We start from the raw sequence: 25,687 nt of genomic DNA, 5'->3' as shown, positions 1-25,687 counted from the left end.
ATGGCGCTCGATGGTGGCTTCAGTGCCGGAGTTGACCATGCGCACCATATCCATGCTTGGCACCAGCTCACACACCAACTCTGCCATTTTGACTTCCATCTCGGTCGGCGCACCGAAGCTCAGGCCGCGTGATGCCGCTTCAATCACCGCAGTGCGGATGGTGGCATTGTTGTGCCCGAGCACCATCGGTCCCCATGAACCGACATAGTCGATATAGGCTTTGCCATCGGCGTCAAACAGATACGCACCGTCGGCGCGTTCGATGAACAGCGGCACGCCGCCCACACCGGTAAAGGCTCGTACCGGGGAGTTCACACCGCCAGGGATCAGGCGTTGCGCTTCGGCATACAGGTTTTCTGACTTACTCATTGATCGGCTCCTGCTGTTCTGGAAAAAAATTCTGGCGCCATTCTAAGGAAGAACGGCCTGCGGCGAAAGGCGCTCCGGTGCTAAAGCCCTGAGTCACGCTATACTTTAACGCAGCGCAGGCGGCACACAGTGTCAAGCACGGCACTTGATTGCACTGGGCGGCTGGCAGATAATAGTGGCATTGAGGTTGTTTTCTGACCTGGACGTTTACCCGGAGTATAAGATGAGTGACGACGTAGCAGCACTGCCTTTGCAATTCACGGAAGCAGCAGCGAAAAAAGTAAAAAACCTGATTGCGGATGAAGAGAATCCAGAGCTGAAACTGCGCGTGTACATCACTGGCGGCGGTTGCAGTGGTTTCCAGTACGGTTTTACTTTTGACGATCAAATGAATGACGGCGACATGACCATTGAGAAACAGGGTGTGGCGCTGGTGGTGGACCCAATGAGCCTGCAATATCTGGTAGGCGGCTCTGTGGATTACACCGAAGGTCTGGAGGGATCGCGTTTTATAGTGACCAATCCCAATGCAAAAACCACCTGTGGTTGTGGCTCTTCCTTCAGCATCTGATACCGCTTCTGGCCGCCGTTCTGGCGGTCAGACACTACCATTCAACGGTCACTAATCGTGACGCCACCTGCTGTTTAGCTCTCTTTTTCAATATGCTTTCTGTGACGCGCGGCTGTGTACTGAAATGTCGCCCGCAATCGATCGATGGCAACGTTTGCTCATTCTGACGCGAAATATCGCAACGAGAGAACAAGGTCAGCGTGACGGCAATAGAACCGGTTGACGTCGCCGCACCAACAGGTACAGCCATCACGAGTCCTATGGCCAGCAGCAGGGCTCTGGTCATGTCTAATTCCTGGTGAAGTCAAAGTTGCGCTTAGCGCAAAAAGGGCACAGAGCATACGTGGCTGCCGTGCCTTGTATTTTGATTTTCGACAATTTTTGCCGAATCTTTAGTCTTAATTGGTGTTATTTTCACCGGATGTAAATCCTGGCACAGCTGTTTTGCTGCCAGCAAGATACGTGGACCCGGCCGACTGAGCCAGTCATCGTTAATCGCCAATACCGGAACCGTCAGTTGAGGCTGCCAAAACTTCACGATATTCGCGGCCTGAGTCTTGCCACCGCCAATCACTATCGCCTGCGGATGACGAGCCAGCACCTGCTCACGACTCACCTGCGGCCAACTCACGCTGCTATCGGCGAAGATATTCTTGCCGCCGCATAAGGTGATCACGTCGTTTTGCAGGGTATTCCGCGCAGCGGTAAACAGCGGCTGCTGACCAAACTGCATAAACAGCGGCGTAGGTGCCTGGCGCTGATACTGTTTGCGCAGGGCGTTCTCCTGCTCGCGCAGTGCTTGCGCGGCGGAGACAGCCTGATTGGGGTGCGGGCTCCACTGCTGTAACGCGGCCAGCGCATCGATCATTTGATCAATGGTTTGTGGATCAATCCACTCGACTTTAATGCCCAAACGTTGCAGTTGTTCGATTTGCCGTTGCGGGTTGCCACCACGCCATGCCAACACCACATCCGGCTTCAGTTGCAGGATGCGTTCCACCTTAATCCCTTGCCAGTTCGCCACCTGCTCAAGCGAAGTGGCTTGGGCGGGGTAATCCGAATACGCACTGACCGCAACGGGTGTTATACCTGCGGCAAAAGCGAGTTCAGTAAGATGTGGGGCGAGGGTAATAACGCGAGGAACTGCGGCAAGCAGGCTATTGCCAATCAGCAATAGCCCGAGCAGCCAATACTTAGCCACGCGCCAGCTGTGCCAGCAGATTTTCTACCATCAGGGAAGATTGCTTCGCCGCCACGACCAGGAACTCATCGAAGCTCAGGTGGGACTCTTTATCTGCCACGTCTGAAATTGCGCGCACCACCACAAATGGTACCTTGAACTGGTGGCAAACATGGCCAATTGCCGTGGCTTCCATCTCTACCGCAATCGCCTGCGGGAAAGTATGACGAATGCGCGCCAACGGCTCAGCACCGTTGATAAAGGCATCACCGCTAACCACTAAACCGCGCACGGCGTTGAGGTCCAACTGTTTAATGACCTGTTCAGCAGCAGCAATTAACTTCTCGTCAGCGGCGAATGCCGCAGGGCAACCCGCCATCTGGCCCGGTTCGTATCCGAATGCGGTGACATCGGCATCGTGATAACGCACTTCATCTGATACCACGATATCGCCCACTTTCAGTGTTGGCGCTAAACCGCCCGCTGAACCGGTGTTGATGATGAAATCCGGTTTGCACAGCTGCAGCAGCAGAGTCGTGCCGAGTGCGGCTGCGGTTTTACCAATACCTGACTTCAGCAGAGCCACCTCAACACCGTTCAGCGTACCGGTGTAAATTTCGCAGCCGGCGAGCGTCAGGGTCTGACGGTTTTCGATTTTGTCACGCAGCAGGGTAACTTCCTGCTCCATCGCGCCAATAATGCCTGCTTTCATAAAGAATCTCGCTGTAATGATGGATGTAAACCTCAAAAGTGAGGCATAGTCTACCATGGCTGACTGAGGATGAATTCACCAAAAAATAAGGGGTCATGATGGCAACGATCAATTTCAGGAAGAAGATCAGTTTTACCCGCCCTTATACCAGTCGCAAAGATCCGGAAGGCGAATACTTTATTACGCGTCACTTTGAAAGCGACCGCGGGCGCATTATTAACTCTGCGGCTATTCGCCGCCTGCAACAAAAAACCCAGGTATTTCCCCTGGAGCGCAATGCCGCCGTGCGTTCGCGTTTGACTCACTCGCTGGAAGTACAGCAAACCGGGCGCTACATCACTAAAGAGATTCTGCAAGCCCTGAAGACTCAAGGCGGTGGGTTGGCAAAATATGGTCTGGATGAGTTTGAAGGGGCATTTGAAAGCCTGATAGAGATGGCTTGCCTGCTTCATGACGTCGGTAACCCGCCATTTGGTCACTTCGGCGAAGCGGCGATTAATGACTGGTTCGATGATAACCTGCCTGCTGAACTGGTGGATCCGCTGGTGGCGGGCGTTGCCGATGATAGTCAGCGGACAGATTTTGACCAGCTGAATGCAATGATTCGTCAGGATTTGTGCCACTTCGAAGGTAATGCACAAGCGATTCGTCTGGTGCATACGCTGCTGCAACTTAATCTGAGCTATGCCCAGGTCGCCTGCATCCTGAAATATACCGCCCCCGCATGGTGGCAGGGCGATAAGCCGGCTGAATTTAGCGTATTAATGAAGAAGCCGGGTTTCTATTTATCTGAACGCGAATATGTTGCCGATCTGCGTGCGGCAACCAATATGGCTGAACATCATCGCTTCCCACTGACGTGGATAATGGAAGCCGCCGATGATATCTCCTATTGCATTGCCGATCTGGATGATGCCGTTGAGAAAGATATTTTTGATGTTGAAATCCTGTATAAATATTTGCTCAACGCCTGGGGCCCGGTAAATAGTGGCGATGCCTTTAGTCGCACGGTCGGTGAAGCCTGGAAAGAAGCGAATCAGAAAAAACGCCGCAGTATCAGCGATCAGTTTTTTATGTCGTTACGCGTTAATGTCCAAAATGTCTTGGTGAGTCATGCGGTTCGCCGCTTTGTGGATAATTTGCCTGCTATTTACGAGGGCAGCTTTAACCACGCTTTGCTGGAAGATGATGGCGATGAAGGCCGATTGTTGAAGCTATTTAAAACTGTGGCACGTCAGCAAGTCTTTAATCACCCTGAAGTTGAGCAGCTGGAATTACAGGGTTATCGCGTGATTAAAGGGCTGCTGGAAATATATCAGTCATTGATGTTGCTGGATTACGAGCAGTTTACCACGCTGATGAACGATGATTTTCTCCCTAAGCATCCTATCGAGACGCGACTGTTTCATAAACTCTCCGGAAAACATCGCAAAGCGTATCAACAGCAGATGCGCGCGCTTATCGTCGAACATAAATATCAACGCTTGTTATGGGAACGCTATTATCGTTCGCGGCTGATTCAGGACTATATCAGCGGTATGACAGATAATTATGCGTGGGATGAATATCGTCGTTTAATGGCGGTGGAATAATCCGAGTTTTGTAAAGATGAAGAATAAATTTTTACCTTTGCCCAAAACTTCATTAGGAACTTCGCGCTAAAAACTTAATCTCACCATCACGACCACAGCAATGGTCTGGCCGTAAATCTTAGAGAGACACAGACAAATGAAAAAAAGCACCTTAATGTTAAGTGCGCTGGCGCTTAGTCTGGGCATGGCATTGAGCCCTGTGAGTGTTTTCGCGGCGGAATCTGCTTCCTCCTCGAGCCAACAGTTGCCAAGCCTGGCACCGATGCTGGAAAAAGTGATGCCTTCCGTGGTGAGTATCAGCGTTGAAGGCAGTACCACCGTGAAAACTCCGCGGATGCCGCAACAATTCCAGCAATTCTTTGGTGATAATTCGCCATTCTGCCAGGACGGTTCGCCATTCCAAAGCTCGCCAATGTGCCAGAGCGGCGGTGATGGCAGCCAGGGTGGTGGTGACGGCGGAGCCAATACGCAGCAGCAGAAATTCCGTGCCCTGGGTTCGGGCGTAGTCATCAACGCGGATAAAGGCTATGTGGTGACCAACAACCACGTAGTCGACAACGCCACCAAAATTCAGGTGCAGTTGAGTGATGGCCGTCGTTATGACGCCAAAGTGATTGGTAAAGATCCGCAATCGGATATCGCACTGATCCAGCTGCAGGATGCCAAGAACCTGACCGCCATTAAGATCGCCGATTCTGACGATCTGCGCGTAGGCGATTACACCGTAGCGATCGGTAACCCGTACGGACTCGGTGAAACGGTAACCTCAGGCATTGTGTCGGCATTGGGCCGTAGCGGCTTGAACGTCGAAAATTATGAAAACTTTATCCAGACCGATGCGGCGATCAACCGCGGTAACTCCGGTGGCGCGCTGGTGAATCTGAACGGTGAATTGATCGGGATTAACACCGCGATCCTCGCACCGGATGGCGGTAACATCGGTATCGGCTTCGCGATCCCAAGTGCGATGGTGAAAAACCTCACCGCACAGATGATCGAGTACGGCCAGGTGAAACGCGGTGAACTGGGTATCATGGGCACCGAGCTGAACTCCGAACTGGCGAAAGCGATGAAAGTCGATGCGCAGCGCGGTGCTTTCGTCAGCCAGGTGTTGCCAAACTCTGCGGCAGCAAAAGCGGGTGTGAAAGCCGGTGATGTTGTGGTGTCGATGAATGGTAAACCGTTGACCAGCTTTGCGGCGCTGCGTGCCGAAGTCGGTTCACTGCCAGTGGGAACCAAACTGCAACTGGGCCTGCTGCGTGATGGCAAACCCGTGAATATCACGGTAGAACTCCAGCAGAGCTCGCAGGAAAAAGTGCAGTCGGCCACCATTTACACCGGTATTGAAGGTGCCGACCTGAGCAATGTCGATAGCAATGGTCAGAAGGGCGTGCGAGTCGATAACGTGAAGGCGGGCAGTGCGGCGGCGCGAATTGGTCTGAAGAAAGGTGACGTGATTATGGGCGTCAACCAGCAGGCCATCGCGAACCTCGGTGAACTGCGCAAAATCCTCGATACCAAGCCATCCGTGCTGGCATTGAACGTGCAGCGCGGCGACAGCAGCCTTTATCTGCTGATGCAGTAAGGTTTTACGTTGTTAATCACAGGCGAGCTTCGGCTCGCCTTTTTTCGTTATGATCCCGCCCCGCGGTTAGCATTAGTACCACGATGCTTTGTATCAAATTGTGCAGATGTCCGTGTCGCAATGTGACGCTCGCCTCAATTCCCGCATTATCCATCCGGCTATGTGCAGTTGCACAATGTCAGGCGTGGTGGGGATGCGTATTCTGTCAGTTCCTCTTTATCTTTGGAGCTATTGATGGCCACCTATCATCTCGATGCGCGACTGGCTCAGGATATTGTTGCCCGCACCATGCAAATTATTGACAGCAATGTCAATGTGATGGACGCGCGCGGCCGCATTATTGGCAGCGGCGATCGCGAGCGTATTGGCGAATTGCACGAAGGTGCGCTGCTGGTGCTATCACAGGGAAGGGTGGTGGACATCGACGAAGCCGTGGCTAAACATCTGCACGGCGTGCGACCGGGTATTAATCTGCCTCTGCGTATCGATGGCGGCATTGTCGGCGTGATTGGTTTGACCGGGCAACCCGCGGCGCTACGTCACTACGGTGAACTGGTGTGTATGACGGCAGAAATGATGCTGGAACAAGCGCGATTGCTGCATATGCTGGCGCAAGATAGCCGCCTGCGTGAGGAGTTAGTGCTCAACCTGATTCGCAGTGAGACGCTCTCGCCCGCGTTAAACGAGTGGGCGCAGCGTTTGGGGATCGATCTCAATCAACCGCGTGTGGTGGCGGTGGTGGAAGTGGACAGCGGCCAGCTCGGCGTTGATAGTGCGATGTCCGAATTGCAGCAGTTGCAAACGCTGCTCACCACGCCCGATCGTGACAATCTCATTGCCATCGTCTCACTCACCGAGATGGTGGTACTGAAACCGGCGCTAAATGCGCATGGGCGCTACGATCAGGACGATCATCGGCGGCGTGTCGATCAACTGCTGCAACGGATGAAAGAGAGCGGCCAGGTGCGGATGCGCATCGCGCTGGGTAATTTTTTCACCGGCCCTGGCAGCATTGCTCGCTCTTACCGCACCGCGCGCACCACCATGATGGTGGGCAAGCAGCGTATGCCGGAACAGCGCAGCTTTTTCTATCAGGATTTGGTATTACCCGTGTTGTTGGATAGTTTACGTGGCGGATGGCAAGCTAACGAACTGGCGCGGCCGCTGGCGAAGCTGAAAACCAATGACAACAATGGATTGCTGCGCCGCACCCTGGTGGCGTGGTTCAACCATAATGTGCAACCCAGTGCCACTGCGCGGGCGCTGTTTATTCATCGCAACACGCTGGAATATCGCCTCAACCGTATTTCCGAGCTGACCGGGTTGAATCTGGGTAATTTCGACGATCGTTTATTGCTGTACGTTGCATTGCAACTGGATGAGCAAAGCTAGTAATAGCAGCGGTTGGGAGAGGGTGATGCATGCATTGATGTCGCGGACGCTTTGGTTACTGCTGGGTTTGACGATCGCGGTGTCTTGCCGGGCACAGACGCCGGTGCTGGCATTCTTATCAGGCGAGCAGCTGCAGCAGGCGCGAGAAGCACTGCACAGCAAAAGCGCGGCTCCTCAGACCGCAGCCGCGTGGCAGCAGTTGCAGCACGCGGCCGACCGCGCCCTGGACCAGTCGAACCCCTCCGTTACGCAAAAAGGGATGTTGCCGCCCAGCGGATCGCGGCATGATTATCTCAGCCTGAGTGCTTACTGGTGGCCGGATCCGGCGAAGGAGGCGGGCTTACCCTGGATTCGCCATGACGGAGAGGTGAATCCTGCCAGTAAAAACGATCAAAGCGATGGCGTTCGTCTGGCGCGCTTTACTGCCGATCTGCAGGCCCTCACCCTGGCCTGGTATTTTTCCGGTGAAACGCGTTATGCGGCAAAAGCCCAATCCATGGCGCGGACATGGTTTATCGATCCTGCGACCCGCATGAACCCCAACCTCAATTATGCGCAGGGTGTGCCGGGCAGAGCACAAGGCAGGCACACCGGCGTGCTGGATGGGCGCTATTTCGCCACGCGCGTGGTGGATGCGCTGTTGCTGCTGCAAGATTCCCCCGGCTGGCGAGCGCAGGATCAGGCCGCACTGCACGCCTGGTTTCGTGATTATCTGCACTGGCTGCAGCACAGCAAACTGGCACAGGGCGAACGCGATGCGCCCAACAATCACGGAAGTTGGTACGCTGCGCAGGTCGCCGGTATTGCCTGGTATTTGCAGCAGCCTGAGGTGTTTAAGCAGATGGCTGCACTGACACGGCAAAAAATTGATGGGCAGATCCGTGCGGACGGCACCCAGCCATTTGAACTGGCGCGCACGCGCTCTTTCCATTACAGCTATTTCAATCTGCAAGCGTTGACCAGTGTGGCGCAGCTGGTGCAGCGAAGTGGGGCGGGAGATTTGTGGCATTACCATCAGCAGGGCGGTTCACTGATCGATGCACTGGATTACATGGCACCCTACAGCGATGACCGTAAACCCTGGCCGTGGAAAAATCGTGAGCGGGTGAGCGTCAGGATGATTCCGCTGTTGTCGCTGGCGGATAACAGTCTGAAGAGCCATCGTTACCAACGCTGGATCGACCACGCAAGCTGGTCGCTTCCCGAAACATCCACTTCAAAGGGTGCGGTGATGCAGGCGCAGCGTGACACCTGGCTATTGTCGTTGCCGCGGCAGCCTTAAGAGGTGGGCGTGCGTGGGCTGTGAAGCATTAAAACGGTGGACGCTTGCTGGGCGGCATCGGCATCACCCATCATGATCGCCTCATAGATTTTGCGGTGCTCATCGAGAAAGATCTCTTGTGCGCTGGTCGGCCAGGTGAAGAAACACTTGAAGGTGGTCGCCAGCAAATTGCCGAACGGCGTAAAGAAGCAATTATCCGTGGCGTGGAAAATAAGACGATGAAAGGCACTGTCTGCTTCCAGCCAGCGCACCAGGTCAAAAGGTTGGGCGGCGCAAATCGCGCTCATTTCGCGGAACAAATGCGATAACTCAACACGTTGATCATGCGTGGCGTGTAGGGCAGCCAGCCGCGTTGCCTGTGGTTCGATAACCTGGCGAAATGCTAAAAACTGCTGATACATCTCTTCCGTCGATTCAATCCCTTCCATCCACTCCAGCAACTGCACATCGAGTAAATTCCAATGGGCGCGCTCTCGCACGCGCGTGCCGAGTTTGGGGCGAGATTCCAGTAAACCTTTGGACGAGAGCAGTTTAAGTGCTTCTCGCAGCGCAGTGCGGCTAACGCCAAACCGACCGCATAACTCGACTTCGCTGGGAAGGACATCACCGACTTTCAGTGTCCCAGACAAGATTTTGCGCGCGAGGTCACTGGCAATATGGATATCAAGGCCGCGTTGGCCGGAGGTGATAGCTGCAAATTGCATGGTCATTGTCATACCGGAAGTCAGACATAGACCAATAGTAACCAGGCATCAGGGATTCAGAAAGCGCGGGGAGACTAAGAAGAGACTGATTTCAGCAAACAAAAAGGCCAGCATAGGCTGGCCTTGATAATCGTGGCAGGAATTAACGACCGTTACGGGTTAATTCATCAAGATCTGACTCGATTTCAGCGATTTTATTCGACACCACGTTTTCCAGGTGGCGCAGATCCGCGAGAATTTTGCGTTTCAGATCCACTTCAACCTGGTCACGCTGGCAAATCTGATCCAACTCGTCGATCACATAGCGCAGGTTCGGGCTGATTTCCTGAACTTCTTTATAACCCTGGCTGGTGTGGTCAGCGACAACAGTTTTACGTTGACGTGGGTATTTGAATTTCACGCTTTTGGCGAAGAATTCACCTTTGTCTTTGCGGAAGTAGATTTTCAGAATGTCGTTGCTGGCTTCCTGACGCAGGCTGTAACGGTCGATGTCGTCAGGGTTGCTGATACCTAAGCTTTTCAGGTTGTCGTACATAGCGTTTATATTCCATCTAAGAGTGGGTGAGCGCGCAGGACTATCATCATCATTCGGGATGCAGCAAAAAACGCGGCAACCGGAACGCTTACGGCATACTTAATCAACTGTAGACACAAAAACCGGGATGAACAGTGCGCGACCGGAGTTAACTGGCGCGGATTATGAACTGTTTGAAAAATAAACGCACCTGTTAATTCGCGTCGCGAAACAGGTAATTGTCATCTGAGTGTAAACAAAAAATTACGGGCCCGAATACGGACCCGTTGGCAGGAGGTTATACCTGTGCGAACGCTTAGTCGATGGTACGCAGCAACTCGTTGATGCCGGTTTTTGCCAAGGTTTTCGCGTCCACTTTCTTCACGATCACGGCGCAGTACAGGCTGTAGCTGCCGTCTTTTGATGGCAGGTTACCTGAAACCACCACAGAACCTGCTGGTACGCGACCGTAATGCACTTCGCCGGTTTCGCGATCGTAGATTTTGGTGCTCTGGCCGATGTATACGCCCATTGAGATCACTGAACCTTCTTCGACGATAACGCCTTCAACGATTTCAGAACGTGCACCGATGAAGCAGTTATCTTCGATGATGGTTGGGTTAGCCTGCAATGGCTCCAGTACGCCGCCGATGCCCACGCCGCCAGACAGGTGAACGTTTTTACCGATCTGGGCACAGGAACCCACGGTTGCCCATGTATCCACCATGGTGCCTTCATCAACGTAAGCGCCGATGTTGACGTAAGAAGGCATCAGTACGGTATTACGTGCAATGAAGGCGCCCTGACGCACGGCTGCTGGAGGAACGACACGGAAGCCGGCATTTTTGAAGCGAGCTTCATCCCAGTTGGCGAACTTCATTGGCACTTTGTCGTAGAAACGGGTTTCAGCGCCATCAATGACCTGGTTATCATTGATGCGGAAAGACAGCAGCACTGCTTTCTTCAGCCACTGATGCGTTACCCACTCGCCGTTGATCTTTTCAGACACGCGCAGCTCACCGCTATCCAGCAGGCCAATCACCTGTTCGATGGCTTCACGGGTCGCGCTGTCTACGCTGGCAGGCGTGATGTCGGCGCGGCGCTCAAAGGCAGATTCGATAACGCTCTGTAACTGTTGCATATTTAATTCCTGAGTCTGTCATAGCGGAATGTCCGTAAATTCGGACATGAGTAATTTATTGCCTACCCTAAATCATTCAGGCTGTAGGAAGGCGGCCACGCAGCGAGTGCCTGGGAGCATACATCAGTATGTGACCAGGCCGAGCGAGGAGAGCCAACGCGCCTACAGTTTGAATGATGACGGGTAGGTCACAGTTTATCGTTTGGATTAAGGGCCTCTGTCAACCTCTCTTTCAGCACATTGCGCATTTCTACATCAAGTGCGCGTCGCTCGCTGTCCGCCAGGATGAAAAGATCCTCAACCCGTTCGCCAATCGTACTGATGCGCGCACCGTGCAGTGACACGCCCAGATCGGCAAACACTTCACCCACACGCGCCAGCAAACCTGGCTGATCCAGCGCCACCAATTCCAGATAACTCCGCCGGTCGGTGTGCGTTGGCAGGAAATTCACTTCGGTATCCACACTGAAGTGCTTGAGGCGTGCCGACTGGCGACGTGTACGCGGTGGTACCCATTCAGTTTGGGTGATCGCCTGCTCCAGCGCCTGCATGATCATCGGATGGCGGTCGGCGGCCAGCGGGCTGCCGTCGGGCTCTAATACAATAAAGGTGTCCATGGCCATGCCATCACGGCTGGTGAAGATTTGTGCGTCATGCACGCTTAAATTGCGGCGATCGAGTTCGCCTGCCACCGCGGCAAACAGATGAGGGCGATCAGGGCTCCAGATAAAGATTTCAGTGCCCCCGCGTGTGGCCTGCGGGCTGACCAGCACCATCGGTTTACTGAGGTCATGATCGATTAAATGGCGCGCATGCCATGCCAGCTGATTCGGTGTATGACGCAGGAAATAGTCCGCACGGCAGCGGCTCCAGATATGATGCAGCCGCTCTTCGTCGAGGTTTTCCATGCGCAGTAACGCCAGTGCCTGCAAGCGGTGATGGCGGACACGCTCACGCAAATCGGGGCTGTTTTCCATACCGCGACGTAGCTGCTTTTCGGTGGCAAAGAACAACTCACGCAGCAGACTTTGTTTCCAGCTGTTCCACAAACTCTCGTTGGTGGCGCAGATGTCCGCAACGGTCAGGCACACCAAATAACGCAGGCGGTTTTCATTTTGCATCACTTCCGCAAATTGCTGAATGACTGTGGGGTCCTGAATGTCGCGGCGCTGAGCCGTCACCGACATCAGCAGATGGTGGCGCACCAGCCAGGCCACCAACTGCATTTCACGAGAATTAAGGCCATGCAGTTCGGCAAACTCCAGCGCATCTTGCGCGCCGAGAATGGAGTGATCGCCACCGCGTCCTTTAGCGATATCGTGCAATAGGGCTGCCATCAACAGCAACTCGGGCTGCGGCAGGCGCGGCCACAGTTCCACACACAGAGGATGCATCGGGCGCGTGGCTTCATTGGCAAAGCTCTCAAGCTTTTGCAGCACGCGGATGGTGTGTTCATCAACGGTATAGGCGTGGAACAGATCGAATTGCATCTGGCCGACAATATTGCCCCACAGCGGCGTGTAGGCCCACAGAACGCTATGGCGATGCATTGGCACCAGTGCGCGCTTCACCGCGCCGGGGTGGCGCAGGATCGCCATAAAGGTTTCGCGTGCTTCCGGAATTTGACACAGCGGTTGTTTCAGGTGGCGTCGCGCGTAGCGCAACTGGCGCAGCGTGGTGGAATAGATGCCGGTGATGTTTTCGTTACGCACCATCACGTAAAACATTCGCAGAATCGCCTGCGGCTCGCGCTCAAACAGGGTGGCATCGCGCAGGTCGATCAAATTCCCGCGCAGTTGAAAGTCATCATCAATACTGCGTGGTTTTTCGGTGGTGGAGAGGGCAAGAATCGCTTCGTCAAACAGCTGCAGGAGCATCTGATTGAGTTCGCCGATACGACGCGTCACACGGTAGAAATCCTTCATCATGCGCTCAACCGGTTCATTGCCTTCGCCCAGATAGTTGAGCCGCTGGGCAACGGTGAGCTGGCGATCAAACAGCAGGCGATTGTCGTAGCGCGTCAGGGTCAGATGAAGGGCGAAGCGAATGCGCCAGAGGAATGTCTGACACTCATTGATTTCGTTGCGTTCGGCTTCGGTGATAAAGCCAAATCCGACCATCTCATCCATAGTGGTGGCACCGAAATGGCGCCGCGCCACCCACTGCAAGGTATGAATGTCGCGCAGGCCGCCGGGGCTGCTTTTGATATCCGGTTCGAGGTTATAACTGGTGCCGTGATAGCGATGATGGCGCTCTTGCTGCTCTTCTATTTTGGCCGCGAAGAAGCGCGCAGATGGCCAGAAGCCATCACTGAAAATGTTCTTTTGCAGTTCAAGGAACAGCGCTACATCGCCGGTGAGCATGCGCGATTCAATCAGATTGGTCGCTACCGTCAGGTCTGATAAGCCTTCCAGCAAACACTCTTCCAGCGTGCGCACGCTGTGACCGACTTCGAGCTTTAAATCCCACATCAGCGTTAACAGCTCGCTGGTGCGCTGCGCGGTGGCGTCATCTAATGGCTGACGACTGAGGATCAACACATCAATGTCGGAGAGCGGATGCAGTTCGCCGCGACCATAGCCACCCACCGCGACCAGGGCGATCTCTTTTAATTTATCGAATCCATAGAAGCGCCACAGTCGGCGTAGCAAGCGATCGATAAACAGCGTACGGACATCAATCAGCGATTCCACATCCGTTCCCGCATCAAAGGCCACGCCCAGATGCTGCTGGAATTGCTCAAGATAGAGTTTTAGTTTGTCACGGGTCAGGGCTTCATCTGGCCAGCTGGCGGGGGAATCGGTCAGGCCTTTGTGTACTGCTTCGGTCACGCTACCACTCATCGACATGCCTCAATCTGCGCCATAAAAAAAGCCGACTCTAAACCTGATACCCATCACTTGCGCGAGGGGTAACAGGCTATTGGCCGGCTTGGTACTGTGTTGGAGAATTTTACGCGTTGTTTTCAAGCACCGCAGGAAGGGTGTCATCGCTACGCAGCGTTAGAATCTCACAGCCGTTTTCTGTCACCACAATAGTATGCTCATACTGCGCGGACAAGCTGCGATCTTTGGTTTTTACGGTCCAGCCGTCCTTCATGGTACGGATGCGGTAATCACCCGCATTCACCATCGGCTCAACGGTAAAGGTCATACCAGCCTGCAACACCACGCCGCCGTCATCCGCATCGTAGTGCAGCACCTGTGGCTCTTCATGGAAGCCTTTACCGATGCCGTGTCCGCAATATTCACGCACCACGGAGAAATCCTGTGCTTCAACGTACTGTTGAATCGCACGGCCCAGCTCGCGTAAGCGAATGCCCGGCTTCACCAGGCGCAAGGCGATATACAGGCTTTCCTGGGTCACACGACACAGACGCTCACCCTGGATGGTGGGTTTGCCCACAATGAACATTTTCGAGGTGTCGCCGTGATACTCGTCTTTGATCACTGTGACATCAACGTTCACTACGTCGCCATCTTTCAATACGCGATCGTCACTGGGGATACCGTGGCATACCACTTCGTTAACCGAAATACATACCGATTTCGGGAAGCCGTGATAGCCCAGACAAGCCGAGATGGCCTGCTGCTTATTGGTGATGTGATCGTGGCAGATGCGGTCGAGTTCACCGGTGGTCACGCCAGGCACAACGTGCGGTGCGATCATTTCCAGCACCTCAGCTGCCAGACGGCCTGCCACACGCATTTTTTCGATTTCTTCAGGGGTTTTGATTGAAATGGCCATTAAATAATCCGCAATCGCCGAAATTTTCGACAATAATGAGTTCTGTGGCAGTCATGTTAGCAGCCAGCAATTAGGCTGCCAAATCGGGATTGTTCACGCCTGACGCCGCGAACTTCTGTTGGCGTATTCCTGCGCATTATGGTATAAAGCGCGCCGACGATTCTCTGTCACCTTCGTGGTTGGCGAGAAACGCATAAAACTCACTTTGTGTACTAAAACACACATGTATCGACACATACGCCGGGGTGCCTTGAAAGAGGTCGGTTGTATGGGATACATGGAGGCCCAACCCCAATCATACTTTAGAGGTAATCATGGCAACTGTTTCAATGCGCGACATGCTCAAGGCTGGTGTTCACTTTGGTCACCAAACCCGTTACTGGAACCCGAAAATGAAGCCATTCATCTTCGGCGCTCGTAACAAAGTTCACATCATCAACCTTGAGAAAACTGTACCAATGTTCAACGAAGCTCTGGCTGAGTTGCAGAAGATCTCTTCACGTAAAGGCAAAATCCTTTTCGTTGGTACTAAGCGCGCTGCTGCCGAAGCGGTAAAAGAGTCAGCTCTGAGCTGCGACCAGTTCTTCGTTAACCACCGCTGGTTGGGTGGCATGCTGACTAACTGGAAAACTGTTCGCCAGTCAATCAAACGTCTGAAAGACCTGGAAACTCAGTCTCAGGACGGTACTTTCGACAAACTGACCAAGAAAGAAGCACTGATGCGTGCTCGTGAACTGGCCAAGCTGGAAAACAGCCTGGGCGGTATCAAAGATATGGGCGGTCTGCCGGATGCACTGTTCGTCGTTGACGCTGATCACGAACACATTGCTATCAAAGAAGCAAACAACCTGGGTATCCCAGTATTTGCTATCGTTGATACCAACTCTGATCCAGACGGCGTTGATTTCGTTATCCCAGGTAACGACGATGCAATCCGTGCTGTAAGCCTGTACCTGACTGCTGTTGCGACTACCGTGCGCGAAGGCCGTTCACAGGATCTGGCTGAGCAGGCAGAAGAAGCTGCTGAAGCTTAATAAGGTTCGCTCTTTCTGAGAGCCCTTAGACATCAGATGTTTTATCCAAAATAGTTCGCGTTGCAGGAAGGCGGCAACCGAGAGAAGCCCACTGAGCTGACTTGAGTCAGTGATGTGGGTGAACGAGAGCAGCCAACGCATCTGCCATGCGAAATATGCTGGATATATCTGTTAAGGGGGCCGCACAGGCCCCTTTTATTTATCTAAGTTTGTCACGCTTCCTTTGGGTAAGCGGGGCAGAGTAAATTTTCCGCAACAAGTTTCTGACAGTGTGAACGCACACAGAGACGAATCGAGGATTCTGGAATGGCTGAAATTACCGCTGCATTGGTAAAAGAACTGCGTGAGCGTACTGGCGCAGGCATGATGGATTGCAAAAAAGCGCTGACCGAAGCAAACGGCGACATCGAGCTGGCGATTGAGAACATGCGTAAATCTGGCGCGATCAAAGCCGCTAAGAAAGCAGGCAACGTTGCTGCTGATGGCGTGATCAAAACTAAAATCGCTGACGGTTACGCGATGATTCTGGAAGTTAACTGCCAGACTGACTTCGTTGCTAAAGATGCTGGTTTCCAGGCTTTCGCTGACAAAGTACTGGATGCAGCCACTGCAGGTAAAGTGACTGATGTTGAAGCTCTGAAAGCGCAGTTCGAAGAAGAACGCGTAGCGCTGGTTACTAAAATCGGTGAGAACATCAACATCCGTCGTGTTGCTATCCTGGAAGGTGCTCAGCTGAACAGCTACCAGCACGGTGCACGTATCGGCGTTGTGGTTTCAACCACCGGTGCTGATGAAGAGCTGAGCAAGCAAGTTGCTATGCACGTTGCTGCAAGCAAGCCAGAGTTCGTTAAGCCAGAAGACGTGTCTGCTGACGTGGTAGAGAAAGAGTACCAGGTACAGCTGGACATCGCCATGCAGTCTGGCAAGCCAAAAGAAATCGCAGAGAAAATGGTTGATGGCCGTATGAAGAAATTCACCGGCGAAGTGTCTCTGACCGGTCAGGCTTTCGTTATCGATCCAAGCAAAACCGTTGGCCAGGCTCTGAAAGAGAAAGGCGCAGACGTCATCAACTTCATCCGCTTCGAAGTGGGTGAAGGCATTGAAAAAGTTGAAGCTGACTTCGCAGCAGAAGTTGCTGCAATGTCCAAACAGTCTTAATGTTCCGAAAGAACCGCCGGAAGGCGGTTCTTTTTTGTCTGCGTTTTGCGTGGACCACTTTTCAGTCTCATCCCAATAGCTTTTCTCGCTTGCTAAGCGGATGATCGATCAGATTTAACTTCTCATTCATCATATCTTCCAGGAAGAATTGACCATGGCGACCAACGCAAAACCTGTATATCAACGTATCCTGCTAAAACTGAGTGGCGAAGCACTGCAAGGTGCCGAAGGTTTTGGTATTGACGCGAGCGTGCTTGACCGTATGGCGCAAGAGGTGAAAGAGCTGGTTGAGCTGGGCATCCAGGTGGGTGTGGTTATTGGTGGCGGTAACCTGTTCCGTGGCGCTGGCCTGGCACAGGCAGGTATGAACCGTGTGGTCGGTGACCATATGGGTATGCTGGCAACCGTGATGAACGGCCTGGCAATGCGTGATGCATTGCACCGTGCGTATGTGAACGCACGACTGATGTCCGCGATTCCGCTGAATGGCGTGTGTGATAACTACAGCTGGGCAGAAGCCATCAGCCTGTTGCGTAACAACCGTGTGGTGATCTTCGCCGCGGGTACGGGCAACCCGTTCTTTACTACCGACTCTGCTGCTTGCCTGCGCGGCATTGAAATCGAAGCGGATGTGGTGTTGAAAGCCACTAAAGTCGATGGTGTTTACTCGGATGATCCGGTGAAAAACCCGGATGCTACGCTGTACGAGCAGCTGTCTTATGGCGAAGTACTGGATAAAGAGCTGAAAGTGATGGATCTGGCCGCCTTTACACTGGCGCGCGACCATCAGCTGCCGATCCGTGTCTTCAATATGAACAAGCCTGGCGCGCTGCGTCGCGTGGTGATGGGTGAAAAAGAAGGCACCCTGATTACGCATTAATACCCGACGCAGGATAAAATAAGGTATATTCTGTGGGCGCGATGCTGGGTCACCGCGCCATTACTTCACATAATTTCAGTGTCAACAATGCGTTTGCAGCTCGAATTATGGTGGGTAACAGGATGATCGATGTTTATCGATACCACTTCTGGAACGCCGGATGTGGCCAGGTCAAACCGAATCCAAGGGTTTTAACGTGATTAACGACATTAAAAAAGATGCTGACACGCGCATGGAAAAATGTGTGGATGCATTTAAAAACCAAATCAGCAAAGTACGCACCGGTCGTGCTTCGCCTTCACTGCTCGACGGCATTATGGTGCCTTACTACGGTACTCCTACGCCACTGCGTCAGCTGGCGAGCGTCACGGTAGAAGATTCTCGTACGCTGAAAATCAACGTGTTTGATCGTTCATTGGGCGCAGCCGTTGAGAAAGCCATTATGGCATCTGACTTGGGGCTTAACCCGAGCTCAGCAGGCAGCGATATTCGTGTGCCACTGCCAGCGCTGACGGAAGAGCGTCGTAAAGATCTGATCAAGATCGTGCGCGGTGAAGCGGAGCAGGGCCGTGTTTCTGTCCGTAATGTGCGCCGTGATGCCAACGATAAGATCAAAGCACTACTGAAAGACAAAGAGATCAGCGAAGACGACGAACGTCGCTCGCAGGATGAGATCCAGAAAATGACCGATGCATACATCAAACACGTTGATGCAGCACTGGCCGACAAAGAAAAGGAACTGATGGATTTCTAATTCCATCAAGTTATCTATACCCGAAATGGTATGAGTCGCAGCCAATCTGGATGTGATTTTTACTATGACGGGTATAAAACGCCGTTCAGAGACGTTGTGCGACTCTGGCGGCGTTTTACATTGTGCCCGGCGCAGTTGCGGGCACGGTTCACAACCTCACAGGGATAGCATGATGAAGCGATTAACTTTGCTGGGTTCCACGGGTTCGATTGGCACCAGCACGCTGGCAGTGGTGGCGGCAAATCCAGACCTGTATCAGGTCACCGCGCTGGTTGCCGGCCAGAATGTGGCGCTGATGGCAGAACAGTGTCAGCAATTTAAGCCGCGTTATGCCACGATGTCGGATGAGACCTCGGCACAGGCCCTGCGTGAGCGACTGAGAGCACTGAACCTTCAAACTGAAGTGCTCTCCGGCGTTCAGGCAGCCTGCGAACTGGCTGCGTTGGATGAGGTCGATCAGGTGATGGCGGCGATTGTTGGCGCCTCGGGTCTCCAGCCGACACTGGCCGCGATTCGTGCCAGCAAAACGGTGCTGCTTGCCAATAAAGAATCCCTTGTCACATGCGGCCGTCTGTTTATGGAGGCGGTGCGCCATCATCAGGCTCAATTGCTGCCGGTCGACAGCGAGCACAACGCCATTTTTCAGAGTTTACCCGCTTCCATACAGCATCAGTTGGGGTACGCTGATCTGCGGGGAAATGGCATTGATTCCATTCTCCTTACGGGATCGGGTGGTCCTTTTCGTGACACTCCATTAGCCGATTTGGCGGCCATGACGCCAGACCAGGCATGTGCACATCCGAACTGGTCAATGGGGCGTAAAATCTCTGTTGATTCGGCCACCATGATGAATAAAGGTCTTGAATACATTGAAGCCCGCTGGCTGTTTAATGCCACTGACGCACAAATGGAAGTTATCCTGCATCCGCAATCGGTGATTCACTCTATGGTGCGTTACTGCGATGGCAGTGTGCTGGCGCAGTTAGGTTCGCCCGATATGCGAACGCCGATAGCGCACAGCATGGCATGGCCAGCGCGTATCTCAGCCGGTGTCACGCCGCTTGATTTCACCCGAATGAAGGCGTTGACGTTTGATGAACCGGATTATGCGCGCTACCCCTGCCTGAAGCTGGCCATTGATGCGTGCTCAACAGGGCAGGCGGCGACGACAACGCTGAACGCGGCGAATGAAGTGGCCGTGGCGGCATTTTTACAGCATCAGATTCGTTTTACCGATATTGCAGCCATGAATAGCGAAGTGCTGGCCTCTCTGCAGTGCCAGGAACCGAGCAACATTGATGATGTGATGGAAATCGATCGGTTAGCCCGAATCTGTGCCAATGAATTGCTACCACGCTTTCGTTTAGCAGGTTGATACTTACCGCTATTTGTTCGCTCAAGGTGAAAATGGTATAGTCGCTCGCTCGCGTTTCATGGCCCGACATTGTTTCGATGTCATCCGGCAGAATGGCTGGAGTTTGCCGCAGGCGCAATGTATTCAGAAACCACAGCATTTCTGATGAAAGGAATTATTACGCGTTATGTCGTCCAACAATCACAACACAATCGATGACGAGTCGTACTGTACGCCACGTCACGTGGCCATCATTATGGATGGTAATGGTCGCTGGGCAAAAAATCAGGGCAAACTGCGTATTTCAGGCCACAAAGCCGGGGTAAAATCAGTACGCCGGGCTGTCAGCTTTGCGGTTAGCCACAAGCTGGAAGCGCTCACGCTTTATGCGTTTAGCAGTGAAAACTGGAGCCGACCAGTACAGGAAGTGACGGCATTAATGGAGTTGTTTGTTTGGGCGCTCGACAGCGAAGTCAAAAGCCTGCACAAACACAACGTGCGTCTGCGCGTCATTGGCGATATCAGTCGTTTTAACAATCGTATTCAGGAACGCATTCGCCGCGCCGAAGAACTGACTCAGCAAAATAATGGACTGACCCTCAACATTGCTGCCAACTATGGTGGACGTTGGGATATTATCCAGGGTGCCAGAAAACTGGCTGAACAGGTTCAGGAAGGTTTGTTACGTCCTGACCAAATAACCGAAGAAAGCTTAGCTCCTTATCTGTGTATGCAGGAGTTGGCGCCGGTGGATTTAGTGATAAGGACCGGGGGAGAGCATCGGATTAGCAACTTCCTGCTGTGGCAGATCGCCTATGCTGAGTTTTGGTTTACCGATGTTCTTTGGCCTGATTTTGATGAACACGTTTTTGAAGGTGCACTGAATGCATTCTCTACGCGGGAGCGACGCTACGGCGGCGCTGCACCAGGTGGCGCCTGAGCAATCTGGGGGTAACCTTTGCTGAAGTCTCGTCTGATTACCGCGTTTATTTTAATTCCGCTGGTGATCGCTGCACTGTTTTGGTTACCGCTGTCTGGTTTTGCGATTATAACGATCATCATCTGCATGCTGGCCGCCTGGGAATGGGGGCAGTTTGCCGGTATGGCATCGCGTCAGCAACGTATCTGGCTGGCGGTGCTTTGCGGCCTGTTATTGGCGGCGATGCTGTTTACCCTGCAACCCTACCAACGTAATCTGCATCAATACCAGATGGAAGGCTCGCTATGGGTTTCTCTGGGCTGGTGGATCGTCGCCTTGGTTCTGGTGCTTTTCTATCCTGCTTCGGCTGCACTGTGGCGCCATTCGCGCCCGCTGCGCCTCATCTTTGGTCTCCTCACGGTTATCCCCTTCTTCTGGGGCATGATGGCGTTGCGTCAATATCACTATGATACTGACCACTTCGCGGGTGCATGGTGGCTGCTGTTCGTGATGTTCATCGTATGGGGGGCTGATTCCGGCGCCTACATGTTTGGGCGTCTGTTCGGCAAACACAAACTGGCACCGAAAGTCTCACCGGGAAAAACCTGGGAAGGCTTCTTTGGTGGCCTGCTCTCCTCCGCTATTATTGCCTGGCTGTTTGCGATGCTAGCGCCGCTGACGGTGGCGCCAGGCACGCTGGTCATCTGCGCCGTGATTGCCACGCTGGCTTCGGTATTGGGTGACCTGACCGAAAGCATGTTTAAACGTGAAGCGGGTATCAAAGACAGCGGTAACTTGATTCCGGGGCACGGTGGTATCCTCGATCGTATCGATAGCCTGACAGCTGCGGTGCCGGTGTTTGCCTGCTTGCTGCTGCTGGTGTTCCGCACCCTCTGAGGATTAGCAACCATGTTGAGCATACTCTGGAGTTTTGTCGCCTTTATCGTGGCGCTTGGCGTGCTGATTACCGTTCACGAATTCGGCCATTTTTGGGTGGCCCGCCGCTGCGGCGTGAAAGTCGAACGCTTCTCTATTGGCTTTGGTAAGGCGCTATGGCGCCGCAGCGATCGCCAGGGAACGGAATACGTCATTGCGCTTATCCCACTTGGCGGCTATGTCAAAATGCTCGACGAACGTGTCGAGAGCGTCCCTGCCGAGCTACGTCATCAGGCTTTCAACAACAAAACCGTGCTGCAACGCGCTTCCATTATTGCCGCCGGTCCTGTCGCCAACTTCATCTTTGCCGTTTTCGCCTACTGGGTGGTATTCATCCACGGTGTACCTGGCGTACGTCCTGTTGTTGGCGAAATTCTGAACGGTTCGGTGGCTGCAGAAGCGCAAATTACCTCCGGGATGGAACTTAAAGCAGTAGATGGTATCGAAACGCCTGATTGGGATGCTGTGCGTATGGCGCTGATCGGTAAAATCGGCGACAACAATGCCACGCTTACCGTCTCGCAATTTGGTGAAGATGCCACGCAGCAAAAGCAGTTGGATTTGCGCGACTGGCAATTTGAGCCCGATAAGCAGGACCCGGTCGTGGCGTTAGGTATTCGTCCACGTGGGCCGCAGATTGAAACGACCTTAGCGGAAGTTCAGGCAAACTCACCGGCAAGCGATGCCGGTTTGCAAGCAGGCGACAGGATCGTTAAAGTCGATGGTCAGCCGTTAACGCAATGGCAGGCTTTCGCGGCACAGGTACGTGACAATCCGCGTAAAAACATGGCGCTGGAAGTCGAACGAAACGGCGAATCGGTGGCGTTGACGTTAACGCCGGAAGCGAAACCGGGTAATGAGGCGGAAGGTTTTGCGGGGGTCATCCCACGCGTGATCCCGTTGCCAGACGAGTACAAAACGGTAAGGCAGTATGGACCTTTTGCCGCCATCGGTGAAGCCAGTGTCAAAACCTGGCAGCTGATGAAGTTAACGGTCTCGATGCTGGGCAAGTTGATAACCGGGGATGTGAAGCTGAATAATCTGAGCGGGCCAATTTCGATTGCGCAAGGTGCTGGGTTATCCGCTGAGTACGGGGTGATTTACTATCTGATGTTCCTGGCGCTGATCAGCGTCAATCTGGGCATCATCAACCTGTTCCCTCTGCCGGTATTAGATGGTGGACATCTGCTCTTTCTGGCGATCGAAAAGATCAAAGGTGGACCGGTGTCCGAGCGAGTTCAGGACTTCAGTTATCGCATTGGCTCAATTCTGCTGGTGTTATTAATGGGGCTTGCACTTTTCAATGATTTCTCTCGTCTGTAATAGCTGGAACGCAGACAGGCGTGGGATGTGTTAGGAAAACGCATAACAACGATGGCGATGAAAAAGTTGCTCATAGCGTCGCTGCTGTTTAGCAGCGCCACCGTGTACGGTGCAGACGATTTCGTAGTGAAGGACATTCATTTCGAAGGTCTCCAGCGAGTCGCCGTCGGCGCGGCTCTGCTCAGCATGCCGGTACGTGTCGGTGATACGGTTTCTGATGACGATGTCAGAAACACCATTCGTTCACTGTTCGCCACCGGCAACTTTGAAGATGTCCAGGTTCTGCGTGACGGAAATACCCTGATTGTTCAGGTGAAAGAGCGTCCGACCATTGCCAGCATCACTTTCTCCGGTAACAAAGCGGTGAAAGAAGATCAGCTGAAGCAGAACCTTGAAGCCTCCGGTGTGCGTGTCGGCGAAGCACTTGACCGCACGACGCTCTCTTCTATTGAGAAGGGTCTGGAAGATTTCTACTACAGCGTCGGTAAATACACCGCCAGCGTCAAAGCCATTGCGACGCCGCTGCCACGTAACCGCGTGGACTTGAAATTTGTCTTCCAGGAAGGCGTATCTGCACAGATCCAGCAGATCAATATTGTCGGTAACAAGGCATTTAGCTCCGACGAATTGATCTCGCGCTTCTCACTGCGTGATGAAGTGCCGTGGTGGAACGTGGTAGGCGATCGTAAATACCAGAAACAGAAATTGGCTGGAGATCTTGAGACCTTACGCAGCTTCTATCTGGATCGTGGTTATGCGCGCTTCAACATCGATTCAACACAAGTGAGCCTGACGCCGGATAAAAAAGGTATCTACATCACTGTTAACGTGACCGAAGGCGATCAGTACAAGATTGCTGGCGTGGTGGTGAACGGTAGCATGGCGGGTCATTCGGCTGAAATCGAAAAAATGACGCGTATTCCATCGGGTGAGCTGTATAACGGCACCAAAGTGACCCAGATGGAAGATGACATCAAAAAACTGTTGGGTCGCTACGGTTACGCCTATCCGCGTGTGGTGACACAGCCAGAAATTAACGATGCGGACAAAACCGTTAAGCTGCACATCAACGTTGATGCAGGTAACCGTTACTACGTGCGTAAAGTACGCTTTGAAGGTAATGACACCTCCAAAGATGCGGTTCTGCGTCGTGAAATGCGCCAGATGGAAGGTGCTTGGTTAGGCAGCGACCTGGTTGACCAAGGGAAAGAGCGTCTGAACCGTACGGGTTACTTTGAAACGGTTGATGTAGATACTCAGCGCGTACCAGGCTCTCCAGACCAGGTTGACGTGGTGTACAAGGTCAAAGAGCGTAACACCGGTACGTTTAACTTTGGTGTTGGTTACGGTACTGAAAGTGGCGTCAGCTTCCAGGTGGGTGTGACCCAGGAAAACTGGCTGGGCACCGGTAATACCGTTGGCATCAGCGGGACGAAAAACGATTACCAAACCTATGCGGAATTTTCACTGACCGATCCGTACTTTACGGTCGACGGTGTGAGCTTGGGTGGTCGCGTATTCTATAACGACTTTAAAGCCGATGATGCGGACCTGTCAGACTACACCAACAAAAGTTATGGTGTAGACGGTACGCTGGGCTTCCCAGTTAACGAAAACAACACCTTGCGTGTTGGCTTAGGATATGTACATAACGATCTGTCCAATATGCAGCCGCAGGTTGCGATGTGGCGTTATCTTGACTCGGTAGGTCGTCATCAGGGTCTGAATGATGACGGTGACTTCTCAGCAGATGACTTCACCTTCAACTACGGTTGGACGTACAACACGTTGGACCGCGGTTTCTTCCCTACCAAGGGTAACCGCACCAACCTGAACGGCAAAGTGACGATTCCGGGTTCTGACAACGCCTTCTACAAAGCAACGTTGGATTCTCAACAGTACGTGCCGTTGAACCGTGACGGTACTTGGGTAGTACTGGGTCGTGGCCGTGTCGGATATGGTGACGGACTCGGTGGAAAAGAGATGCCGTTCTATGAGAACTTCTACGGCGGTGGTTCAAGTACGGTTCGTGGCTTCCAGTCCAACACCATTGGTCCTAAAGCTGCGTACCTGAACGATCACTCATCCACCTGTAATCTGACGGATCCTAACGGTATCTGTAAGTCAGATGATGCGGTGGGCGGTAACGCCATGGCGATTGCCAGCCTCGAGCTGATCACGCCTACGCCGTTCCTGAGCGAGAAGTATGCTAACTCAGTACGTACCTCGGTGTTTATGGATGCCGGTACGGTCTGGGATACGAAATGGCAGAATACCGCAGAAACACGTGCGGCTGGCATTCCGGACTACAGCGATCCGAATAATATTCGCGTCTCTGCAGGTGTTGCCCTGCAATGGATGTCGCCGTTAGGTCCGCTGGTATTCTCATATGCCCAGCCGATGAAGAAAGTCGAGGGAGACAAGTCAGAGCAGTTCCAGTTTAACATTGGTAAAACCTGGTAAAGCTCTGAGCAAGGAAGTGAAAATACCGTCTTGCACCCGTGTCGCGCTGACGCGTGACACGCTGCAAACACACACGT

At 53.1% G+C, this 25,687-nt stretch carries 23 protein-coding genes; 14 read left to right on the top strand and 9 right to left on the bottom strand.

The genetic code is table 11. The annotated features are described in order from the left end of the window. Window positions 1-369 (bottom strand): aminotransferase class III-fold pyridoxal phosphate-dependent enzyme (locus PSSD_RS14335; RefSeq protein WP_153011441.1); only part of this gene is annotated, 369 nt, incomplete at its 3' end. Between the two features lie 223 nt (window positions 370-592). Between PSSD_RS14335 and erpA the strand changes: the two genes are divergently transcribed. Then, on the top strand, window positions 593-940 hold the full coding sequence (gene erpA, locus PSSD_RS14330; RefSeq protein ID WP_034829523.1) for an iron-sulfur cluster insertion protein ErpA: 348 nt from the start codon (window positions 593-595) through the stop codon (window positions 938-940). A gap of 34 nt (window positions 941-974) precedes the next feature. On the opposite strand, the gene PSSD_RS14325 is transcribed toward erpA, so the two are convergent. The 3 genes from PSSD_RS14325 to mtnN are packed head-to-tail and all read right to left on the bottom strand — an operon-like array spanning window position 975 to window position 2,832. After that, window positions 975-1,226 carry a hypothetical protein gene (locus tag PSSD_RS14325; protein ID WP_058972685.1) on the bottom strand — a complete coding sequence of 84 codons (252 nt, stop codon included), beginning with the start codon at window positions 1,224-1,226 and terminating at the stop codon, window positions 975-977. A 30-nt stretch (window positions 1,227-1,256) separates the two neighbouring features. Continuing rightward, complete coding sequence (gene btuF, locus PSSD_RS14320; protein WP_082672315.1) at window positions 1,257-2,141, bottom strand: vitamin B12 ABC transporter substrate-binding protein BtuF; 885 nt, start codon at window positions 2,139-2,141, stop codon at window positions 1,257-1,259. Then, window positions 2,134-2,832: a 5'-methylthioadenosine/S-adenosylhomocysteine nucleosidase gene (gene mtnN, locus PSSD_RS14315; protein WP_039331240.1), complete on the bottom strand. Its 699-nt coding sequence runs from the start codon at window positions 2,830-2,832 to the stop codon at window positions 2,134-2,136. The genes btuF and mtnN overlap by 8 nt, the downstream gene beginning before the upstream one ends. 98 nt (window positions 2,833-2,930) lie before the next feature. Between mtnN and dgt the strand changes: the two genes are divergently transcribed. From dgt to PSSD_RS14295, 4 genes are all read left to right on the top strand, one after another. Beyond that, window positions 2,931-4,424 carry a dGTPase gene (gene dgt, locus PSSD_RS14310; protein ID WP_058972684.1) on the top strand — a complete coding sequence of 498 codons (1,494 nt, stop codon included), beginning with the start codon at window positions 2,931-2,933 and terminating at the stop codon, window positions 4,422-4,424. A gap of 136 nt (window positions 4,425-4,560) precedes the next feature. Next, window positions 4,561-6,009: a serine endoprotease DegP gene (degP, locus tag PSSD_RS14305; RefSeq protein ID WP_058972683.1), complete on the top strand. Its 1,449-nt coding sequence runs from the start codon at window positions 4,561-4,563 to the stop codon at window positions 6,007-6,009. Window positions 6,010-6,243: 234 nt separating this feature from the next. Next, on the top strand, window positions 6,244-7,401 hold the full coding sequence (locus PSSD_RS14300) for a CdaR family transcriptional regulator (protein WP_039331234.1): 1,158 nt from the start codon (window positions 6,244-6,246) through the stop codon (window positions 7,399-7,401). A 37-nt stretch (window positions 7,402-7,438) separates the two neighbouring features. Further along, the gene (locus tag PSSD_RS14295) at window positions 7,439-8,683 is read left to right on the top strand and encodes an alginate lyase family protein (protein ID WP_082672316.1); all 1,245 of its coding nucleotides are present in this window, start codon (window positions 7,439-7,441) and stop codon (window positions 8,681-8,683) included. Here PSSD_RS14295 and PSSD_RS14290 read toward each other — a convergent pair. The 5 genes from PSSD_RS14290 to map all read right to left on the bottom strand — a co-directional run bounded on the left by PSSD_RS14290 (window position 8,680) and on the right by map (window position 14,789). Continuing rightward, window positions 8,680-9,393 carry a FadR/GntR family transcriptional regulator gene (locus tag PSSD_RS14290; RefSeq protein ID WP_058972681.1) on the bottom strand — a complete coding sequence of 238 codons (714 nt, stop codon included), beginning with the start codon at window positions 9,391-9,393 and terminating at the stop codon, window positions 8,680-8,682. The two genes, PSSD_RS14295 and PSSD_RS14290, sit on opposite strands and share 4 nt — an antisense overlap. 136 nt (window positions 9,394-9,529) lie before the next feature. Then, window positions 9,530-9,922: a DUF3461 family protein gene (locus tag PSSD_RS14285; protein WP_039331232.1), complete on the bottom strand. Its 393-nt coding sequence runs from the start codon at window positions 9,920-9,922 to the stop codon at window positions 9,530-9,532. A gap of 295 nt (window positions 9,923-10,217) precedes the next feature. Further along, a complete protein-coding gene (gene dapD, locus PSSD_RS14280; protein WP_058972680.1) occupies window positions 10,218-11,042 on the bottom strand; it encodes a 2,3,4,5-tetrahydropyridine-2,6-dicarboxylate N-succinyltransferase in 825 nt (274 codons plus the stop codon). A 188-nt stretch (window positions 11,043-11,230) separates the two neighbouring features. Next, the gene (gene glnD, locus PSSD_RS14275) at window positions 11,231-13,885 is read right to left on the bottom strand and encodes a bifunctional uridylyltransferase/uridylyl-removing protein GlnD (RefSeq protein ID WP_039331227.1); all 2,655 of its coding nucleotides are present in this window, start codon (window positions 13,883-13,885) and stop codon (window positions 11,231-11,233) included. A gap of 109 nt (window positions 13,886-13,994) precedes the next feature. Then, entirely contained in the window at window positions 13,995-14,789 is a 795-nt protein-coding gene (gene map / locus PSSD_RS14270; RefSeq protein ID WP_039331225.1) for a type I methionyl aminopeptidase, read from the bottom strand. 314 nt (window positions 14,790-15,103) lie between these two features. Here map and rpsB point away from each other — a divergent pair, with 314 nt between their 5' ends. The 9 genes from rpsB (at window position 15,104) to bamA (ending at window position 25,610) form a co-directional block, all read left to right on the top strand. Next, entirely contained in the window at window positions 15,104-15,823 is a 720-nt protein-coding gene (gene rpsB / locus PSSD_RS14265) for a 30S ribosomal protein S2 (RefSeq protein ID WP_034829491.1), read from the top strand. Window positions 15,824-16,129: 306 nt separating this feature from the next. Next, complete coding sequence (gene tsf, locus PSSD_RS14260; protein ID WP_039331222.1) at window positions 16,130-16,981, top strand: translation elongation factor Ts; 852 nt, start codon at window positions 16,130-16,132, stop codon at window positions 16,979-16,981. 154 nt (window positions 16,982-17,135) lie between these two features. Continuing rightward, a complete protein-coding gene (pyrH, locus tag PSSD_RS14255) occupies window positions 17,136-17,861 on the top strand; it encodes a UMP kinase (protein ID WP_039331221.1) in 726 nt (241 codons plus the stop codon). A 196-nt stretch (window positions 17,862-18,057) separates the two neighbouring features. Further along, on the top strand, window positions 18,058-18,615 hold the full coding sequence (gene frr, locus PSSD_RS14250) for a ribosome recycling factor (RefSeq protein WP_039331333.1): 558 nt from the start codon (window positions 18,058-18,060) through the stop codon (window positions 18,613-18,615). Window positions 18,616-18,787: 172 nt separating this feature from the next. Beyond that, window positions 18,788-19,990, top strand: a complete 1,203-nt coding sequence (gene ispC, locus PSSD_RS14245; RefSeq protein WP_201023817.1) for a 1-deoxy-D-xylulose-5-phosphate reductoisomerase — start codon at window positions 18,788-18,790, stop codon at window positions 19,988-19,990. 166 nt (window positions 19,991-20,156) lie between these two features. After that, complete coding sequence (ispU, locus tag PSSD_RS14240; RefSeq protein WP_039331217.1) at window positions 20,157-20,909, top strand: (2E,6E)-farnesyl-diphosphate-specific ditrans,polycis-undecaprenyl-diphosphate synthase; 753 nt, start codon at window positions 20,157-20,159, stop codon at window positions 20,907-20,909. Between the two features lie 18 nt (window positions 20,910-20,927). Further along, on the top strand, window positions 20,928-21,785 hold the full coding sequence (gene cdsA / locus PSSD_RS14235) for a phosphatidate cytidylyltransferase (RefSeq protein ID WP_039331213.1): 858 nt from the start codon (window positions 20,928-20,930) through the stop codon (window positions 21,783-21,785). 12 nt (window positions 21,786-21,797) lie between these two features. Beyond that, window positions 21,798-23,147 (top strand): sigma E protease regulator RseP, encoded by a 1,350-nt coding sequence (gene rseP / locus PSSD_RS14230; protein WP_058972678.1) that lies wholly within the window; start codon window positions 21,798-21,800, stop codon window positions 23,145-23,147. 51 nt (window positions 23,148-23,198) lie between these two features. Further along, complete coding sequence (bamA, locus tag PSSD_RS14225; protein ID WP_058972677.1) at window positions 23,199-25,610, top strand: outer membrane protein assembly factor BamA; 2,412 nt, start codon at window positions 23,199-23,201, stop codon at window positions 25,608-25,610. Window positions 25,611-25,687 lie beyond the last annotated feature (77 nt).

The organism is Type-D symbiont of Plautia stali, from assembly GCF_001485335.1.
GTDB classification, from domain to species: Bacteria; Pseudomonadota; Gammaproteobacteria; order Enterobacterales; family Enterobacteriaceae; genus Pantoea; species Pantoea vagans_C.
Note: the sequence above shows the minus strand (reverse complement) of the source record. Positions and strands in the feature narration are given on the sequence as shown.

What these genes read in the sequence shown, in the direction of transcription:
- erpA (WP_034829523.1), top strand. Translation starts at nt 593, where the DNA reads ATGAGTGACGACGTAGCAGCACTGCCTTTGCAATTCACGGAAGCAGCA.
- PSSD_RS14325 (WP_058972685.1), bottom strand. Translation starts at nt 1,226, where the DNA reads ATGACCAGAGCCCTGCTGCTGGCCATAGGACTCGTGATGGCTGTACCT.
- mtnN (WP_039331240.1), bottom strand. Translation starts at nt 2,832, where the DNA reads ATGAAAGCAGGCATTATTGGCGCGATGGAGCAGGAAGTTACCCTGCTG.
- dgt (WP_058972684.1), top strand. Translation starts at nt 2,931, where the DNA reads ATGGCAACGATCAATTTCAGGAAGAAGATCAGTTTTACCCGCCCTTAT.
- degP (WP_058972683.1), top strand. Translation starts at nt 4,561, where the DNA reads ATGAAAAAAAGCACCTTAATGTTAAGTGCGCTGGCGCTTAGTCTGGGC.
- PSSD_RS14300 (WP_039331234.1), top strand. Translation starts at nt 6,244, where the DNA reads ATGGCCACCTATCATCTCGATGCGCGACTGGCTCAGGATATTGTTGCC.
- PSSD_RS14295 (WP_082672316.1), top strand. Translation starts at nt 7,439, where the DNA reads ATGTCGCGGACGCTTTGGTTACTGCTGGGTTTGACGATCGCGGTGTCT.
- PSSD_RS14290 (WP_058972681.1), bottom strand. Translation starts at nt 9,393, where the DNA reads ATGACCATGCAATTTGCAGCTATCACCTCCGGCCAACGCGGCCTTGAT.
- PSSD_RS14285 (WP_039331232.1), bottom strand. Translation starts at nt 9,922, where the DNA reads ATGTACGACAACCTGAAAAGCTTAGGTATCAGCAACCCTGACGACATC.
- dapD (WP_058972680.1), bottom strand. Translation starts at nt 11,042, where the DNA reads ATGCAACAGTTACAGAGCGTTATCGAATCTGCCTTTGAGCGCCGCGCC.
- glnD (WP_039331227.1), bottom strand. Translation starts at nt 13,885, where the DNA reads ATGAGTGGTAGCGTGACCGAAGCAGTACACAAAGGCCTGACCGATTCC.
- map (WP_039331225.1), bottom strand. Translation starts at nt 14,789, where the DNA reads ATGGCCATTTCAATCAAAACCCCTGAAGAAATCGAAAAAATGCGTGTG.
- rpsB (WP_034829491.1), top strand. Translation starts at nt 15,104, where the DNA reads ATGGCAACTGTTTCAATGCGCGACATGCTCAAGGCTGGTGTTCACTTT.
- tsf (WP_039331222.1), top strand. Translation starts at nt 16,130, where the DNA reads ATGGCTGAAATTACCGCTGCATTGGTAAAAGAACTGCGTGAGCGTACT.
- pyrH (WP_039331221.1), top strand. Translation starts at nt 17,136, where the DNA reads ATGGCGACCAACGCAAAACCTGTATATCAACGTATCCTGCTAAAACTG.
- ispC (WP_201023817.1), top strand. Translation starts at nt 18,788, where the DNA reads ATGAAGCGATTAACTTTGCTGGGTTCCACGGGTTCGATTGGCACCAGC.
- ispU (WP_039331217.1), top strand. Translation starts at nt 20,157, where the DNA reads ATGTCGTCCAACAATCACAACACAATCGATGACGAGTCGTACTGTACG.
- rseP (WP_058972678.1), top strand. Translation starts at nt 21,798, where the DNA reads ATGTTGAGCATACTCTGGAGTTTTGTCGCCTTTATCGTGGCGCTTGGC.
- bamA (WP_058972677.1), top strand. Translation starts at nt 23,199, where the DNA reads ATGGCGATGAAAAAGTTGCTCATAGCGTCGCTGCTGTTTAGCAGCGCC.